Raw genomic sequence first — 16572 nt, 5'->3', positions numbered from 1 at the left:
AAAAGCTGTACTATGTCGGGCTTCTCAGCCATATTTGCACGTACGAGTATAAGTTCGACCTAACGTAGATAATCCCATACGAACCCTAGAGTTCCGAATAAGAAGGTGGCAATTGTATGGGTTGTAGGTGCTAGAGCGATGATGCTGACCAATGATAGCCGCCCCAGCAATTCGAGGGCATGATGCGCGTATTGATCACCGGAGGCTGTGGCTTTATTGGATCGCACTTCCTGCGCCGGCTTCTGCAGCGCCAGGCAGGTGGCCAGCCTGTTGAAGTTCTGAATATCGACAAGCTGACCTATGCAGCCTCTTTGCAAACTGTGGCTGACCTCAGCACCCATCGTGGCTATCACTTTTGCCAAGGCGATATCGCCAATGAGCAGTTGATCCGTCACCAATTGGCGGAATTTCAACCCGATGCCATCGTGCACCTGGCCGCCGAATCGCACGTTGATCGTTCCATCGACGCGCCCGATCAGTTTATTCAAACCAACATCGTAGGCACCTATCGCTTGCTGGATGTCAGCCTGCGTTATTGGATGGACTTGCCGGCAAGCCAACGGGATCGCTTCCGCTGGTTGCAAGTCTCGACCGATGAAGTTTATGGCTCGCTGGGTGAGAGCGGTCTGTTTACAGAGTCCACGGCCTACGATCCCCATTCGCCATATGCGGCCAGCAAGGCGGCTGCCGATCATATGGTTCGAGCATGGCATGCGACATACGGTTTACCCACGCTGGTGACCAACTGCTGCAACAACTATGGTGCCTATCAGTTTCCAGAAAAGTTGATACCCCATATGATCCTCAGCGGGCTGGCGCACAGACCATTGCCGCTCTACGGTGATGGTAGTCAGGTGCGAGATTGGTTATACGTCGAAGATCATGTAGCAGGTTTAGAAACTGTATTACGCCAAGGCGTGATTGGACAAACGTACAATTTGGGTGGCAACTGTCAACGCCGCAACCTCGACGTAGTGCAGTTGATTTGCGATCAACTTGATCAGTTGGTTCCCTGGAGCGAGGGTAGCTATCGCTGCTTGATCACGAGCGTGCCCGATCGCCCAGGACACGATCGCCGCTATGCCATAGATGCCAGTAAAGTTCAGCGTGAACTTGGTTGGCGAGCTCAAGCGACTTTCGAGACAGCCCTGCGCAGCACGATTCAGTGGTATGTGAATAACCAGTCCTGGTGGCAGCCTATCTTGGATGGCAGTTATCGACTCGAGCGATTAGGAGATACTTCGCTCTCATCTGCGATCTCTGGAGAGCAGGTATGAAAGGCATCATTCTGGCAGGCGGTGCGGGCACTCGCATGGGACCGCTCACGCGCGCGATCAGCAAACAGTTGTTGCCAGTATATGACAAGCCAATGGTGTACTATCCATTGTCGACGCTGATGCTGGCAGGCATTCGCGACATATTGCTCATCTCTACGCCTGCGCATCTACCATTGTTTCAAACGTTACTGGGTGATGGGCAGCAATGGGGGCTGAGCCTGCAGTATGCTGTGCAGCCGCAACCTCGTGGGCTGGCAGAAGCATTGTTGATTGGTGAACCATTTATGGCTGGCCAGCCGGTGTGTCTGACACTGGGCGATAACCTGCTGTATGGACAGGGGCTGATCAAAATGCTGCGTTCGGGAGCGGAGACGACCCGCGGCGCGATGATCTTTGCTTACCTGGTAAAGAATCCGAGCGAGTATGGTGTCGTCACGTTTGACAACTCCGGCAAGGTTATCGATATCGACGAGAAACCCTCGGCTCCCAAAAGCAACTTTGCCATCCCGGGCATTTACTTCTACGACCAGCGGGCCAGTGAAATGGCGGCGCGGTTGCAACCTTCAGCCCGTGGTGAGCTGGAGATCACCGATCTCAATCGACTCTATCTGGAAGAAGGCACATTGCACGTCGAGGTGTTTGGACGTGGGACTGCCTGGCTGGATACCGGTACGCTGGATGGACTACATGAAGCCAGTGGCTTTGTAGCGGCTATCGAGAAGCGGACTGGGCTGAAGATTTCTTGTCCGGAAGAGATCGCACTGCGGCAAGGTTGGATCGATGTGGACCAGGTAATCAAACTGGCCAGCACCTACAGCCACAGCGACTATGGCTGTTATCTGCGGATGCTGGCCAGTTCTTGGCGGATTGATTAGCCGGTTGTTGACTAGTCGAGTAGGAAGTTGAAGTTGAAGAAGTTCAACGTTCCGTTGGCCAGTTGTTCACCTGGTGTGTAGTACATCATGATGAAGTCGCCGGGCATTATGCGGATGCGTTCCGATGGATCTCGCATGGCATGGGACAGGTTGACGCGAATGGGCAACTGTCCACCGTCGGGCAACTTGCGCAGAAGCAGCACGCGAGTGGGAGGTATAATGTTACCTACACCCGCACCGGCTCGTAGCACGGCTGCCGCGCTGGTACCAGCCACACCACCGATCGACCCGTTGGCCAGAGCGATGGCTTCCAGAATATCGAGGTCTTCATCGCGGGGAATCGGAATTTGACCACCGGGCAACAGACCACCGACATAGAAGTATTCTTGACGGCGCGGTTCGATGTACAGAACATCACCATCTTCGAGCACGACATCTTGCGGGCCGAACGGCACTGGTTCGCCGCAGCAGAGTTTCAAGGGTATGCGGATCGCTTGCAAGTGCGACGGTACGCTCTTGATAATCTCTTCAGCCGACTTTTCACCTTGCTGGACGCTGGCCACGATGGTTTCCGAATCACCATTGGCCAACATGCTCTTGCGTAGGATCCAGACTTCGTTGTTGGCATCGACCCCGGGCAGACCGCCACTGGCAGTCAGCGCATGCAGGACATCGGATTCGTAGACTGGCAAGTCGACGACTTGACCGCTGCCGCGTTTGTGCATGATGGCTTCGCCCTTGCGAATCACCGCGGCTGCCGATAGCGAGGCGTCTTCACGTAAAACCATGACGCGATTGATGCGGCTGCGTAGCAAGGAGACATTGATCTGGTCTTTGCCTTCCTTGACCACATCTTTGGCCAGGTAAGCTTTGCGAATGGCATCGGCAGCTTGCTGCAGCGTTTTACCAGCCACTTGCACTGGTGGCACCAGCGGCATCGACAGCGTACCATCGGATAACACTGGCAGTGGCAGACCAAAGCCTGGGGCGTTGATCATACCTCCAGGTGGATAGTATTCGCGATTGAGCGTAGTGACTGCGATTGGTGGCGGCAGTTCCGTGGTTTGAGGCGGAATGATACCGGCGACGGAGACAGCTAATAGGTCGCCAGCACCCAGCATGTAGTCCGTAGGCGGTGTCTGAGCCAGCATCGCAAAGTTGATGGGCTCCATCGAGCTGCGCGAAGGTGCTTGAAACTGGTCAGGCAATCGATGCGCTGGAATCGCATGACGCGTAAACGTCACGCAACCCACGTTGGACATGACCGCCAATCCCAGAGCTGCCCACATGAGCAGACGTTGCGATTGAGTTGGTGTCGACATTTTCGGACCTTCCTTGATCTCCAAACTTGCTACGCCCAGGATTGGGTGCAGCCAGTAGACAATCCGTTGTCTATATGGGACTGAGATTAGCGAACCATGGGTTGATTTGTATGGGATGCCGCTGCGCTGGTAGCGGTATGTTCATAGCTGGCAGTGATTGGCGTCGGTACGGAACCAACTGGACCGATCAAACCGAGGTTGGGTGTCGATTGCACGCTGCTGCCCGATGTGGCACTGGCCTGGTAAATAGGCAGAGCACTTGTGGCGGCTAAGTTCGATTGACTGGCCGACAAGTGTGGTATGGCTGGCAGCTCGGGGCTGGTCAGTTCACCTTCAGTTGTGTTCTCACACAAGCAGCCCGTGGGTGCGTAGCAGGCGCCGCAGCCGTCTTTGTTAATCACCGGAGCTTGAGGGCCCAGGGGAACATCATGGAACGATGGATAGCCACTACCTTGGGCAGCCGCGACACCGCATTGATATCCGCGATACCAGTCTTGAATGTGCTTCTGACCTTCGCAGCACTGGTATTTGGTACCCCAGTAACACGGTGGCGGAACTGGTGGCAGAGTGCATCCTTTGCCGGTAGCCGCGTCGTAGTAACCCGACTTGTAGCCACAGGCATAGTCCGAACCACAATTCCAGCGATCGCCGAAAGAGGTCTTGCTGTACCAAGAGTACTCGGCTCGGGATTTGTTAACGACCGAATAGTGCAAGTCTTGCAGATTCGCCGCGCAGCCCGAGAGGCTGAGAGACGCAAATGCTAGCATGAGTAAAGAGCGTGGTGCGACCATCCGAGCACCTTCCTGGTTTTAGCCGTCCATAGCTTCCGAAGTAACGTTGCCGGGCTACACGCGTGCCCACAACTTCGCTTGAAGGAAGATATCGAATGCGGCTGTTACCCAGGCTGATGAAATCCGCGTTGGCTGTTACGACGAATAAAACAGCCATAACATCTACAACCGGCATAATCGGCTCTACCGCGCAATCGTAGAGCGGCTGTCCCCAGCCGCTCAGCACCCGGCAAGTCGTAAACCTGTAGAGCTGGACCACCGGTCGGAAGAAACATTGGTTAGAGGGTTCCGAGCAGCTGAGGACAACTGCTCTACACTGCAGCACCCGGCAAGTCGTAAACCTGTAACGCTGGACCACCGGTCGGAAGAAACATTGGTTAGAGGGTTCCGAGCAGCTGAGGACAGCTGCTCTACACTGCAGCACCCGGCATGTCGTAATCCTGTAGAGCTGGACCACCGGTCGGAAGAAACATTGGTTAGAGGGTTCCGAGCAGCTGAGGACAGCTGCTCTACACTGCAGCACCCGGCAAGTCGTAAACCTGTAGAGCTGGACCACCGGTCGGAAGAAACATTGGTTAGAGGGTTCCGAGCAGCTGAGGACAGCTGCTCTACACTGCAGCACCCGGCATGTCGTAATCCTGTAGAGCTGGACCACCGGTCGGAAGAAACATTGGTTAGAGGGTTCCGAGCAGCTGAGGACAGCTGCTCTACACTGCAGCACCCGGCAAGTCGTAAACCTGTAGAGCTGGACCACCGGTCGGAAGAAACATTGGTTAGAGGGTTCCGAGCAGCTGAGGACAGCTGCTCTACACTGCAGCACCCGGCAAGTCGCTCAGGCTTCTTGTTGAAACGCAGAGTCCGCTGAGTCCGCAGAGAAAACGCTGAGGACTTCTCTGCGATTCTCTGCGTCTCTGCGTTGTAAATATCAAAGATGCTTTGGTTAGAGCTGAGGACAGCTGCTCCACAGAAAGACTTAAAGTTCTGGCGTTCGATACAGAACCTTCGAACCCACCTTGATTTCGACATCGACTAGATATCGCTTCGCGGCGGCTTTGTCGATCTCGATACCCAGTCCCGGCGAATCGGGAGCAGTAATCTTGCCGTTGGCGTCGCGCACGATGTGATTGCTGGTCATCTCAATCGCTAGCGACTTCAGTTCCGTAGGGTATTCGCAGATGCCGTGACTGGCCAGACCAGCGAAGGGTTGCAGCGAAGCTGACAGAGCCAGGTTGGAGGTGAATGTATGATTCACATAACGGACGCCTTGGGCGTCAGCGTAATCGGCTACAGCTTTGGCGACGCTGATGCCACCGATACGGCCGGCATCAATCTGCACGTAGCCTAAACCGGCGTGATCGATCATGTGCTGAGCCATGTGGTAGGTATGACAACCTTCGCCACCGGCCAGTTTGACTGGTTCACTGCCGATCGCTAGCGCGCAGTACTCAGCCAACGCGCCTGACACAAACGGCTCCTCTAGCCAGGTTGCTTGCACGCACTGCAGTGTATCGAGTCGAGAGCGCGCGGCCTCCAGATCAGTATTCCACACGGTTCCGGCATCGATCAGCAGAATACCATCGCTGCCCAAACCTTCGCGGGCCGCTAACAGTTGTGCGTTATCGTCTTCTACGCTTTTGGTCCCAAATGGTCCCCAGCCAAACTTGGCGGCTACGAACCCGTCTTGGCGAATACCTTTGGCCTTGGCCAATGTTTCCGCAGGTGTGTTACCGAACAACACCGACGCATAGGGAATTTTGGGGTGAGAGTTTTTGTAGCCCAGCAGTTTCCAAACTGGTTCGGAGAAACGTTTGCCCATTAGATCCCACAGGGCGATATCGATTCCCGAAAGCGTGTGGTCGGCTTGCAGTAGATCGAGACTGCCAGCCCGGACCGCGTTACCGATGCGATAGATGTCGGCCACACTGTCGAGTTTCTGGCCAAGCACCGACTGAGCGACAGGTTTGCAAGCGCTGTGCGACATCGGACAAACCAGGCTGGCGATCGAAACCAGTGGTGAAGCTTCGCATTCACCCCAGCCTTCGTACTGTCCTGCGCGCACGCGGACTAGCAAAGCGTCTTGGCTGCCGTCACCGATATCGAGCACTTCGGGCATCGATAGATAGAAGAAGTCGATTTCGTCGATAGTGGTCATCTGGTCTTTACAGCCAATCATCCAGCACACCGGCCGCGGCCAAACGTTGGCGCAAACGGGTCATGCGTACGCGTACGTTGACCGAAGAGAGCCCGGTTTGCAAGGCTATCTCAGGTGCAGCAAAACCCAACAAACGGAGATCGATAATCTGTCTTTCGATCTCGTCCATGTGGGAACAAAGGTGGGCAATCGAGTCGCGGAACTGAGTTTCTTCCTCCGGCCCGCCCGGTGGTGAGCTGAGCGAAGCCAGGATTTCGACAATACTACCGACATCATGCGAATCGCCGCTGGTTCGCTGTTGACGGCGCATGCGTCGCCAATGCCGGGCGATTTTGCGGCGCAGCATGGTCAGGGTTAAGGCGATTAATTTTTCGGGCGTCGAAATGTCAAACTTGGCATCGCGCAGTCCAACCATAATACTACGGTGGACAGACTGAACTAAATCCTGCGAATCCAGATAGGGTCGCAGAGCCGGACCGAGATGAACGCGAGCGACCACACGAAGCTTGGCTTCGTATTGCTCGGCGATGCGAGTCAGTGCTTCGCGGTCTCCGCTTCGGGCATCCGCTAATAATTGAGAAAATTCATCAGCCACGGCAAAAAAGTGTAACACTTCACCCCTGTCGTGGCAATTACATGTAGGTAAGTGCCAAAAGGCGCGCCATGAGCACCCATTTTTCCCCCAATGTCAGCGGTAATACCATGTCCTCAGGCTCACTGGCCATCGAACAGTTGGAACAGTGTGTGCGAACTGCCTGCAGCGACATGGGACGTCAGTGGCGCGAAGGCCGACCTGTGCTGGCGGAAGATATTCTGGCGCAAATGCCCGAACTGGCCGCCCACAATGAACTGGTCCTGGAGCTGATCTATACCGAATACGTGGTGCGTGAGGAACTCGGAAAGCAGTGTAGCCATCAAGAGTGGTTCGAGCGATTTCCCCGTTGGACCACCGACTTGATGCAGCTACTGGAAGTGCATCGCCAGCTATGTGAAGCCGAGACGGTACAAACGGCTGGCTCCAAATGGCAGCAGCTATCGACGGCTGGTTCAACCGCCGATTCTGGTGACCACCCCGATCCGCATAGCCCGGATCAAGTCAGCGATTATCTCGGAAGATCGCGACGATCGCGTTCGGGCGGCGACGATCAGATTGGTCGCTTGGTAGGCAATTATCAGTTGTTGGAAGAACTCGGTCGCGGCGGCATGGGAGTAGTGTATCGGGCGCGGCAATTGAATCTCAATCGTGATGTGGCCCTCAAGATGATTCTCTCGGGCGAATTCGCCAGTCCGCGCGAGATGAATCGGTTTCAAGCGGAAGCTCAGTCGACAGCCCGTTTGCACCATCCCCACATTGTTCAGATTTACGAAGTTGGAGCGCATCAACAACGGCCATTTCTATCGATGGAACTGATCACTGGCGGAAGTCTGGATAGTCGGTTGAAATTGGGTTTGCCTGCGCCCCATCATGCAGCTCAGTTGTTGTACACGATCTGCACGGCAGTTCATTATGCGCATCAACAAGGTGTCATTCATCGCGACTTGAAACCCTGCAATGTGTTGCTTGATGAACATGAACATCCCAAAGTAGCCGACTTTGGACTGGCTAAACAATTGCAAGAAGGTCACAGCGAGTGTTCGCGTTCGATGGGCCCGGTCGGCACTCCTAGCTACATGGCGCCGGAAACAGTTGGTGGCGCTCATCAAACGGTCACTCCGGCCACCGATGTCTATTCGCTGGGAGTGATGCTTTACGAAATGCTGACCGGCAAGCCACCCTTTGTCGCTGAAACGCAGTTAGAGACGATGCGTCAGATCGTCAACGACGAACCTGCGTCGTTATCGGTCGTCAACAAGCGCGTACCGCGCGACTTAGAGACGATCTGTTTGAAATGTTTGCAAAAGGATCCGCGTCGTCGGTACGCGACGGCCGCCGAGCTGGCCGCCGATCTGCAGCGATATTTGCGCCGTGAACCGATTCGCGCCAAACGTGTGGGAGCTTTCGAACGCTGCCTTAAGTGGACTCGTCGTCGACCACTGGAAGCGACCTTTGTCGCTTTTCTGCTCATATCGTTCTTCGGTATGTTGGGACTTTGGCGGACGGCTGTAGGCAGTGACTACAAAGCCCGTCTGGCCGCCGATCGTGCGGTTAAGCATCGCGATATTGCAGAAGCGGAAAAAGCCAACGCGCAGCGCAGCGAGTACTTTCTACGCGTGGGCCAGGCTCATGGTGAGTATCTGAACAACATGGTTGGTCGAGCCAACGAATTGTTAGACGAATGTCCGAAGTCCATGCGCCACTTTGAATGGAATTTTCTTAAACGCAGGTGCAGCGCGGAACTAGTCAGCATGAAAGGTCACAAAGATCTATTATGCGTTATGGCTGTAACTCGCGACGGCAACTACGCGGCCACAGGCAGTGGTGAATGGGGTTGGAACTGGCCTGGCGATATCATTGTTTGGGATCTGCGATCGGGACGTGCAGTTGTCACCATCACGCCCAACGAAGGGCCGATCATGGCCTTGGATTTTAGCCCCGATGGACAATACCTGGCCTCGTCCAGTTACCCCTGGGATGGGCTGAAGAGTCCGGGTGTAAAGATTTGGAACATGCAGGGTGAACTGGTTTGGCGTTTGCCCCATCCCGCCGAAGGTTCCAAGTCCATAAAGTTCTCACCCGATGGCCAACTTTTGGCGGTTGCCTGGAACAAGCAGGTGCAGTTTTGGGATGTGAAACGTCGCAAGTTGATTCGAGTGCTGCCAGGCCACGATGGCATGATCCTGGACATTGCTTTCGATCCCACTGGAACAAAATTGGCTACCGTCGGACGCGATGGCACAGCGGCGATCTACGACTGGGTCACCAAGATACGCACACCGATCGATAAGAAGTTTGGCGATCTGCGCTGGGTGCGATTCAGTCCCGATGGTCGATACTTGACCTTCTCCAATTATGGAGCCAGCATTTGGCGGATCGACCTGGCAGAGTACTTAACCGGCAAACCAATAACGACGTTTCCAACAACTCGCTATCGATATGAGGTCGGAGCCATCGAAGCCTTTGAGTATAGCCAAGAGGGACGACGCATTGGTCTGTGCAGCAATGATGGCAGTGTTCTGATCGTCAATGCCGCCGACGGCGAACTGATTCAAAAGCTGTATACGCATAATGGCATGGTACGAAATCTCTTCTTCACCGAAGACAATCGCATAGTTACGGCCGCTAGCGAAGGCACCGTGAAAGTTTGGGATTTAAGCTTTGACAAGCCGGTCGACCAGATCGATGCGAGTAAAGCGGCTGACATGGGCAGCATCTCGCGTTTGCGTTTCACCCGCGATGGAAACCGTATTTTGATGCCAATCGTCAAAAGTCACTCGTGGGGTAAGGGCAACAAAGTGCTGCTGGTCTACGATCTGAAAACTCTCAAGAACACTCTGACTCTCCATGGTCACACGGATAACCTGACCGACGTAGCCGAGTCTCCCGACAGCGCTTATCTGGCCACTTCTAGTACGGATAAGACGGTTCGCTTCTGGGATGCCACCCTTGGCAAACCGGTCAAAGTCTTGCAGTACTCGAGTGCCGTTCATAGTCTGCGCATCGACAATAGCGGTGAACTGGTTATCGCGGCATGCGCCGATGGCTCTGTGCATATTCACCGCTGGCAGTCAGGCGAACTACTCAGTCAGTGGCAGGCACATCATGCTGCCATCAACGAAATCGATCTCAGTCCCAATGGCGAGTTGTTGGCAACTGCTGGCAATGATCGCGTGGCGCGCATTTGGAACCTGGCAAGTGGTCAACTGGTCCATGAACTCACAGGACATGGCGACACAGTCTTATCACTCACCTTCAATCACGGCGGACATTTGCTAGGAACAGCCAGTGCCGATCAAACCATCAAGCTCTGGTCAGTTACCGAGGGTACCGAAGTGCGGACACTAAGGGCTCACATACGACAAGTCAACGATTTAGATTTTTCATCCGACGATAAACGCCTGGTCTCTTGCGGTCGCGAGTGGATCGTCAAAGTTTGGGACGTTGAGTCAGGACAGGAAGCCATCTCGTTTCGCGAACGCTCTACGACAGGTTGCGTCGCGTTTCACCCCAGTGACGAATTGATCATCAGCAGCTGGGACCGCATGGTGCAGTTGTATGATGCGCGGAGCAAACTGCATCAAGTTCCCGATGAAAACTTTGAAGTGGCCAATCAAAACTGGAACATGGATCAAGCCAAATCGGCACGCGCTGCCGGGTTGAAACATGTCGCCCGAATCAACTTTGAGCGGCTGGCTGAGCTTAAACCGACCAATGAATTTGAGTACCGTCGCCGCGGCCATGCGCGAGCCACCCTCGAACGCTGGCCCGAAGCGATCGAAGATCTCTCGAAAGCTCATCAACTTGGCGGTACCTGGGATGACCTGATCGATAGTCTGGCGATCGCGTGTCTGGCCAACAACGATCGTCAAAAGTGTCAATACTACTCGGACATCCTGATTGAGAAAGCGCTAAATGCCTATGACCGGAATGTATTGAACATCACTGAGATCGAGCTGATCAACGGCCTGATCTACAATGCGATCTTGTTGGATGAACGACCCCACCATGCCGAACGACTATTGGGTATTATGGAGGATATCATCGCTCGAGGTCGGCTGCATGGACACGATGTCGGTGAGGCTGAAAACACGCTGGCGCTGCTCTACTATCGCTGCGGTTGGATGATCGAGGCGGAGGCTCTCATGGAGCGTCGGCCTGTGGATGATAATGCCTACTCGGACGACTGGGCGTGTCGCTCCCTGCTGGCTGCTCATCGAGGCGATGTGGAAGCTGCCACCGGCTATCTTGAAAAAGCAACTCGTATCTGCCACGGCTCATTATTGGATAAGCAAGAGAACCTCAAGCTGATCCATCCATGGCCGTTCGAGGCCTCCAGTCGTTTGCTAATCAATGAAGCCAAACGCGAACTGGCAAAGATTCAGTTAGAGGCCCAACCTTAGCCAGTCTAAAAAAACTTGTGATCACTGTGCGATTTGTTCAACGGGAATCGGTTTGAAACCCATCCGCAGCGCAGGTGAACTTTCGTCCAAGCGGTAATCGTCTTTGGCAGCGTTCTTGAACTTAGGATCGCCTTGTCGAGACTTGTCGTCCATTCCTTGGCCCTTCCAGAGTTCAAACGAGAGTTTCGACTTCTCATCGACTTGAATCATTGGCGGTGTGCCGCGAGCATAGATCAAGTTCTGGTTGCAATCGAAGGGCTTGCCCAAATTGACCACATCCATATACAGTACATCGCGGCCCCGATAGGCAATGATGTTGTTGCGGAAGATGTTGCCGATCAATAGTTTTCCGGTGCTATTGTCGGCTTGCGAGGGAGCCGTCAATTTGAATTCTTGCCAGGCAGGCTGATCCTTCACTTCGTTGTAGCGCTTCTCCATCGCCGGGATCTGGTTTTTCCAGTAGCCGTACTTCGACTCCCAGCCGCGCAGTTCAATCTGTTGCAAACCACCATCGACGAAGATGTTGTTTTCGATGCGATTGTATTGACCGCTGTGGATCATCAAACAACCTCGCGGCGCACGAGCTACGATGTTGCCGATGATCTCGGTGGAACTGCAAGCATCATCCAAGTAGATTCCCCAAGCATAATAAGGTGTTATCCAGCGCTGGCCATTCCAACCAAACCCCAGACTATCGTGCACAAAGTTGTATCGAATTACATGCCCGCGACCGGCCAGCCATCCACGGCCAGAGGCGTAGATGGCACCGGTATCTTGAGTCTCCAAATTGACGTGGTGAATGTGGTTGTACTCGACCGTGTTGCGGGCATTGGGACCTGCAAAGGGCATCATGACACCCGTCCGCGGGCAGTCGTGGATCGAGTTTTTAATGGCGGAGTTTCCGACACCGCTCAACCAGATTCCGGCGGTGTGTTTGTTGATGACTCCCACGTGATGAATATGATTGTTCTCGGCCACGTGGCCCGCAGCCTGCAAGGTCGTTTCATCGCCGCCAGAAACATAGATACCGCTGGCACCGACATCATTGATCTCGCAGCCACTGACTCGGTTGGCAGATCCATCATGAAACGCAACTGCATGCCCGTTTAAGTCGCCAACATGCTCGAAGCTGCAATCAACAATCGTGATGTGCTTGGAGTCAATGACTTTCAGCGCGGTGTCATTGCAGAGTTCAAAGGCTAGTTTCTCGAAGCGAATATGACTGGCGCCACTGCGGGTGCCGATCAAGTTGGATGACACTGCAAGTTCCAAGGTGACTTTGAGATCATCGGCTTTGCTAAAGATCAATAGCGATCGAGCCTGTCGATCTATGTACCATTCGCCGGGCGCATCAAGCTCTTCTCGCATGCCTTGCACAAAGTAGCGATCGCCGGCCCTGATGGCGTAGGAACATGGTTCCTGTGTATGAATTAGCCCCGTCTTGGCATCGTAGTTGTCGATCGGTACCAGATTGTTCCAGTAGTTGTAGCGTGTGAAGATAAACAGTTCGCCCTCGGTTGGATTCTGCCAACGCCGAATGTCCTGCTGGCGCATCTGCAACTTCTGACGGCTTTCTTCGTTCTCACCGGCCACGGCCTCTGATGGTTTGGCTGGTCGACGGCCATCGACGTATGCCCAACCGCCTGCAATCGGTTCCTTCGTATCGCGATTGGGCCAGCGCGCCATAGGCAAGCGATTTTTTTGGTGCAGGACCATGCGCACCTGGGCTGGCTCGGCAATGACCTCAGGCAACTCTGCGCGGTAGATGCTCTTCGCATTAGCGTCAGCTTGAAACTCGCTGACTTCCACCCCACCGCTGATGATCGGTTTCTCGTCCTGGTAGGCGCGATAGATGACCGGCGATTGCTCACTACCAGAATCAGCGGCGCCCAGTTGCAGCGGTTCGGTCAAGCGATAGACACCGGCCCGCAACGTAATGTAGACCGGCTCCGTCCTGGCCCCTGCGCTGCGCAGATGGTTACGCATGAGATCTCGAGCTCTGGTCAGCGTAGCCACTGGCCCATCGCTCTGGTCGCTATTGGGCTCTGCCAGGTTGCCCGACCATTTGTCTTGGCCTTGAGGGGAGACGTAAATCTCCAGGGCTTGGGCAGGTCCGGCAAAAATCCAGAGAAGTCCGAGCGCAAGGGCGGCATGCAGGACATGCGATTTAGAGTCAGAGAACAGTTGATGGCAGTGCACGGTGGAACGACTATCTTAATGGTTTAACGAGAATCGGGGCGCAAAGCATAGCAATACCAATACCACAACTAATCCAGGCACTGCCCTGCGTAATGCCAAACGAAGGCACGCCAAAGTTCGGCCCCAACAAGGCGATAGCCGTGGCCAGCAGTGCCACCAAGCTCAATCGCCAAGTACCCGCCAGAGCGGAGAGCATTACCAGCAAGCCTATCACACCTGGTGCTAAGCTGGTGAAAAGGCCTCCGACGATAGGGAAGTTCAGAGGTTTAGTATTGCGCATGATTTTATCGACCTGCTGGGATACTTGCTGGCTGACCTCGCGGGCGGCGGCTTGGCCTGATTGCAGTGTGGCAGAGCCGTCGCGCAAATTCGTGGTACTGCTTTGAATCGTTTGTCCGACTTGAGACAGCTTGTCCGAGTCCAGTAGGTTGTTTTGGCTGGCCCACAACACGCTACCGGCCACCAACAAGGCCCCCACGAGAAGCCGCAGTTTGCCTCCCAGCAGTTGCTCCAGTAACGCACCTGTTGCCCGCGATGCCTTCGTCGTTATCGACTGAGGTTTGCCACTGCGTGCTGAGCTGAGCATCTGCTTGATGCGTTCGCGTTTGGCTGCCGCATCGCTAGTGTTGCCACTGGTCAACGAAGCGGCGGTGAGTATTCGAGTTTCTGTGGCAGCTGCGACCATAGAGTTTGCCAGTGCCGTCGCTTGTTGCTCGGCCTGTTGTCCACTGACGCCTGAAGCTTTCAGGCTAGCTGCTTCCACTTTGGCTAAGAGACGTCGTTCTCGTTCATCGCGCACAGCTTTCAAGCGAAGATCTATGCGATCGATTAACGTATCTCGCCATGGTTGGAAACGTTTGGTACCTCGCAATTTAGCCGACCCAGAGAGTTGGCTCCGCATTTGTCGCATTAGGTCGTAGTCAAACAGAGATTCAAAGAGCTCTTCCCAATATGGGCCACTGAATTCAGCTACGAAGCGCGCGATGGTAACTTCGTCTTTGCCTTCCAATCGCATCGTACGCAATACTTCCGCGGCAGAATCCAAGGCCCCTTGTCTTTGTTGCGACAAGGGGCGCGAAACCAGGGCATAATACGCCGCGGCCAATCCCGCCGACACGCAGCTGGCGGCAAGTGCCCAACCTATCATGCCCAGTGGCCACGCCAAGATCAGCAACAACATAGCGCCAGCCATCCAAGTGAGCCAGTCCCCGATCGAGCTGCTTACCAGCAGCGCTCGCAGGCGACTGGTTATTGGCGAGCGGCCTCCTGTCAGGCTGGTGATGAGACATACCAAGATGGGCGTGAGCAATAACATGAGCATGGAGGCCAAAGCGAGACGATAGTTGAATAGCAACCCGGCTAACAACCCAAGTCCGCCCAGGCCGGCGAGGAGTGATGGAAATAATTGTCGCAGCTTGGCCGCAGGTGAGCGTCGCAACTGTTCGGCGGCGGCAGCGAGCGTATCAGCGCTCGCTCTGGCAGCATCTGTGTTCGATCTGCCCGTACCAGCCAAATACGCCTCTAATTCCTGAATAACTTCATCCAGCGACGCGTACCGATCACTGCGAGACTTGGCGGTCATCCTCTCGATAATACTTGCCAGTTGATGGGGAACGGTGGCGTTGATTTTGTCGACGCGCTTAATCGGTTCCGTTTTGATCTTTGAGAGGATCTCCAGTGCACTCATAGTGCCGTAAGGCGGCTTGCCAACGAGCAGTGCATAAAACGTGCAACCGAGAGAATAGATATCCGCGCGGTGATCAACATTGGTTGCATCTTCAGCCTGTTCAGGTGACATATAAGCGGGTGTACCCAGCGTCGAACCTGCGCCGGTAACCTGTGAACGTGCAGAGGACAACATCAAGTTCTTGTCCTCAGCGATAGAGAGTTCCTCTTGACTCATGGCTGGCGTCTTAACCAAGCCCAAGTCAGCAACCTTTACCAGACAATCGCGAGTGAGCATCAGGTTGGCCGGCTTTATATCGCGGTGGATCATGCCATGCTCGTGCGCAAAACGCAGGCCGCGAGCTGCATGCAGAATGTAGGTAACCGCTTCACCAGGTGGCAGGCTGCCCTGGCGCCGGATTAAATCATCCAGCGAACCACCTTCCACCAATTCCATGCTGAAGTAGTTTATGTTGTGGTCCTGACCGAGATCATATATCTGTACCACATTGTGATGCGTCAACTGCGCAGCGGCGTATGCTTCGCGAATAAATCGAGCGATGACACGCGGGTTGTTGGCCCAATCGTTTTGAATGGTCTTTACAGCGACTTGACGATCGAGCGAAAGTTGCCTGGCCAAATAGACCGAGCCCATGCCGCCGCGACCAAGTTCTTTCACAATGCGATAGCCACCAAGCCGTTCGGGCATCGGGGCTGAATTCGCTACCGGGGTGGAAACTTTTTGGGTAGCGAGCGATGGCGCACGGACGGTCCTGGCACTTGGTTCATTTTGACTATCGACAGTGGCATCGACGGAGAACGACTGTGCGCGGCTGGCGTTTGGCGCTGAGGGAGCATCGACAGTGGCATCGGCAGTGGTTTTGATAGTTGCATCGATAGTTGCATCGATAGTGGCGGCTTGTAGGGCACGTTGGCTCACAGACGCAACTGTCTGGGCCGTATGCTCAACGGTACGCTCAGCTTCGACAGCTACCGTTGGTGCCAGCTTACTCACCGTGATCGGAGGCGAATCGCCTTGGCCGACAATCAACAAGAAAGCCGACTTGCAGCTGGTGCAATGTGGTTTGAAGCGACCAGCTTTGACAGACTTGAGAGTCATCTCATGCGCGCATGAAGGGCACTTTACCTTGACAGCCACTATCGGAGCCTCCAGAAATGAGAACCTGTGGTCGTTCAGTATAGTCAACGACACCCGTCCGCGTGCTTAGGGCACGGCAGACCTGTACCAAGTCAAACAAGGTATAATGTGGGCCCAATTACTTTCCACTATCT

At 54.6% G+C, this 16572-nt stretch carries 9 protein-coding genes; 3 read left to right on the top strand and 6 right to left on the bottom strand.

All coding sequences use genetic code 11. The annotated features are described in order from the left end of the window. Nucleotides 1–179: 179 nt before the first annotated feature. Together rfbB and rfbA are read left to right on the top strand one after the other, a co-directional pair. Entirely contained in the window at nt 180–1277 is a 1098-nt protein-coding gene (rfbB, locus tag SH573x_RS30050) for a dTDP-glucose 4,6-dehydratase (RefSeq protein ID WP_479351907.1), read from the top strand. Then, nucleotides 1274–2152 (top strand): glucose-1-phosphate thymidylyltransferase RfbA, encoded by an 879-nt coding sequence (gene rfbA / locus SH573x_RS30045; RefSeq protein ID WP_479351905.1) that lies wholly within the window; start codon nt 1274–1276, stop codon nt 2150–2152. The genes rfbB and rfbA overlap by 4 nt, the downstream gene beginning before the upstream one ends. 11 nt (nt 2153–2163) lie before the next feature. On the opposite strand, the gene SH573x_RS30040 is transcribed toward rfbA, so the two are convergent. From SH573x_RS30040 to SH573x_RS30025, 4 genes are all read right to left on the bottom strand, one after another. Then, complete coding sequence (locus SH573x_RS30040; protein WP_479351903.1) at nt 2164–3474, bottom strand: polysaccharide biosynthesis/export family protein; 1311 nt, start codon at nt 3472–3474, stop codon at nt 2164–2166. Nucleotides 3475–3560: 86 nt separating this feature from the next. Beyond that, entirely contained in the window at nt 3561–4265 is a 705-nt protein-coding gene (locus tag SH573x_RS30035; protein ID WP_479351902.1) for a hypothetical protein, read from the bottom strand. 973 nt (nt 4266–5238) lie between these two features. Continuing rightward, a complete protein-coding gene (locus SH573x_RS30030; protein WP_479351901.1) occupies nt 5239–6417 on the bottom strand; it encodes a mandelate racemase/muconate lactonizing enzyme family protein in 1179 nt (392 codons plus the stop codon). Nucleotides 6418–6424: 7 nt separating this feature from the next. Then, on the bottom strand, nt 6425–7030 hold the full coding sequence (locus tag SH573x_RS30025) for an RNA polymerase sigma factor (protein ID WP_479351900.1): 606 nt from the start codon (nt 7028–7030) through the stop codon (nt 6425–6427). A 50-nt stretch (nt 7031–7080) separates the two neighbouring features. On the opposite strand from SH573x_RS30025, the gene SH573x_RS30020 reads away from it, so the two are divergent. Beyond that, nucleotides 7081–11415: a protein kinase domain-containing protein gene (locus SH573x_RS30020; RefSeq protein WP_479351899.1), complete on the top strand. Its 4335-nt coding sequence runs from the start codon at nt 7081–7083 to the stop codon at nt 11413–11415. A 21-nt stretch (nt 11416–11436) separates the two neighbouring features. Here the strand turns inward: SH573x_RS30020 and SH573x_RS30015 are convergent, their stop codons facing one another. Next, a complete protein-coding gene (locus tag SH573x_RS30015) occupies nt 11437–13614 on the bottom strand; it encodes a right-handed parallel beta-helix repeat-containing protein (RefSeq protein ID WP_479351897.1) in 2178 nt (725 codons plus the stop codon). A 10-nt stretch (nt 13615–13624) separates the two neighbouring features. Then, nucleotides 13625–16399: a serine/threonine-protein kinase gene (locus tag SH573x_RS30010; protein ID WP_479351895.1), complete on the bottom strand. Its 2775-nt coding sequence runs from the start codon at nt 16397–16399 to the stop codon at nt 13625–13627. Nucleotides 16400–16572 lie beyond the last annotated feature (173 nt).

It is taken from the genome of Rania fehmarnensis (genome assembly GCF_056494185.1).
This window is presented reverse-complemented; position numbering and strand designations above follow the sequence as displayed.

Bases quoted from the DNA above. Each gene is read 5' to 3' on its own strand.
- rfbB (WP_479351907.1), top strand. From the start codon at position 180: ATGATGCGCGTATTGATCACCGGAGGCTGTGGCTTTATTGGATCGCAC.
- rfbA (WP_479351905.1), top strand. From the start codon at position 1,274: ATGAAAGGCATCATTCTGGCAGGCGGTGCGGGCACTCGCATGGGACCG.
- SH573x_RS30040 (WP_479351903.1), bottom strand. From the start codon at position 3,474: ATGTCGACACCAACTCAATCGCAACGTCTGCTCATGTGGGCAGCTCTG.
- SH573x_RS30035 (WP_479351902.1), bottom strand. From the start codon at position 4,265: ATGGTCGCACCACGCTCTTTACTCATGCTAGCATTTGCGTCTCTCAGC.
- SH573x_RS30030 (WP_479351901.1), bottom strand. From the start codon at position 6,417: ATGACCACTATCGACGAAATCGACTTCTTCTATCTATCGATGCCCGAA.
- SH573x_RS30020 (WP_479351899.1), top strand. From the start codon at position 7,081: ATGAGCACCCATTTTTCCCCCAATGTCAGCGGTAATACCATGTCCTCA.
- SH573x_RS30010 (WP_479351895.1), bottom strand. From the start codon at position 16,399: ATGACTCTCAAGTCTGTCAAAGCTGGTCGCTTCAAACCACATTGCACC.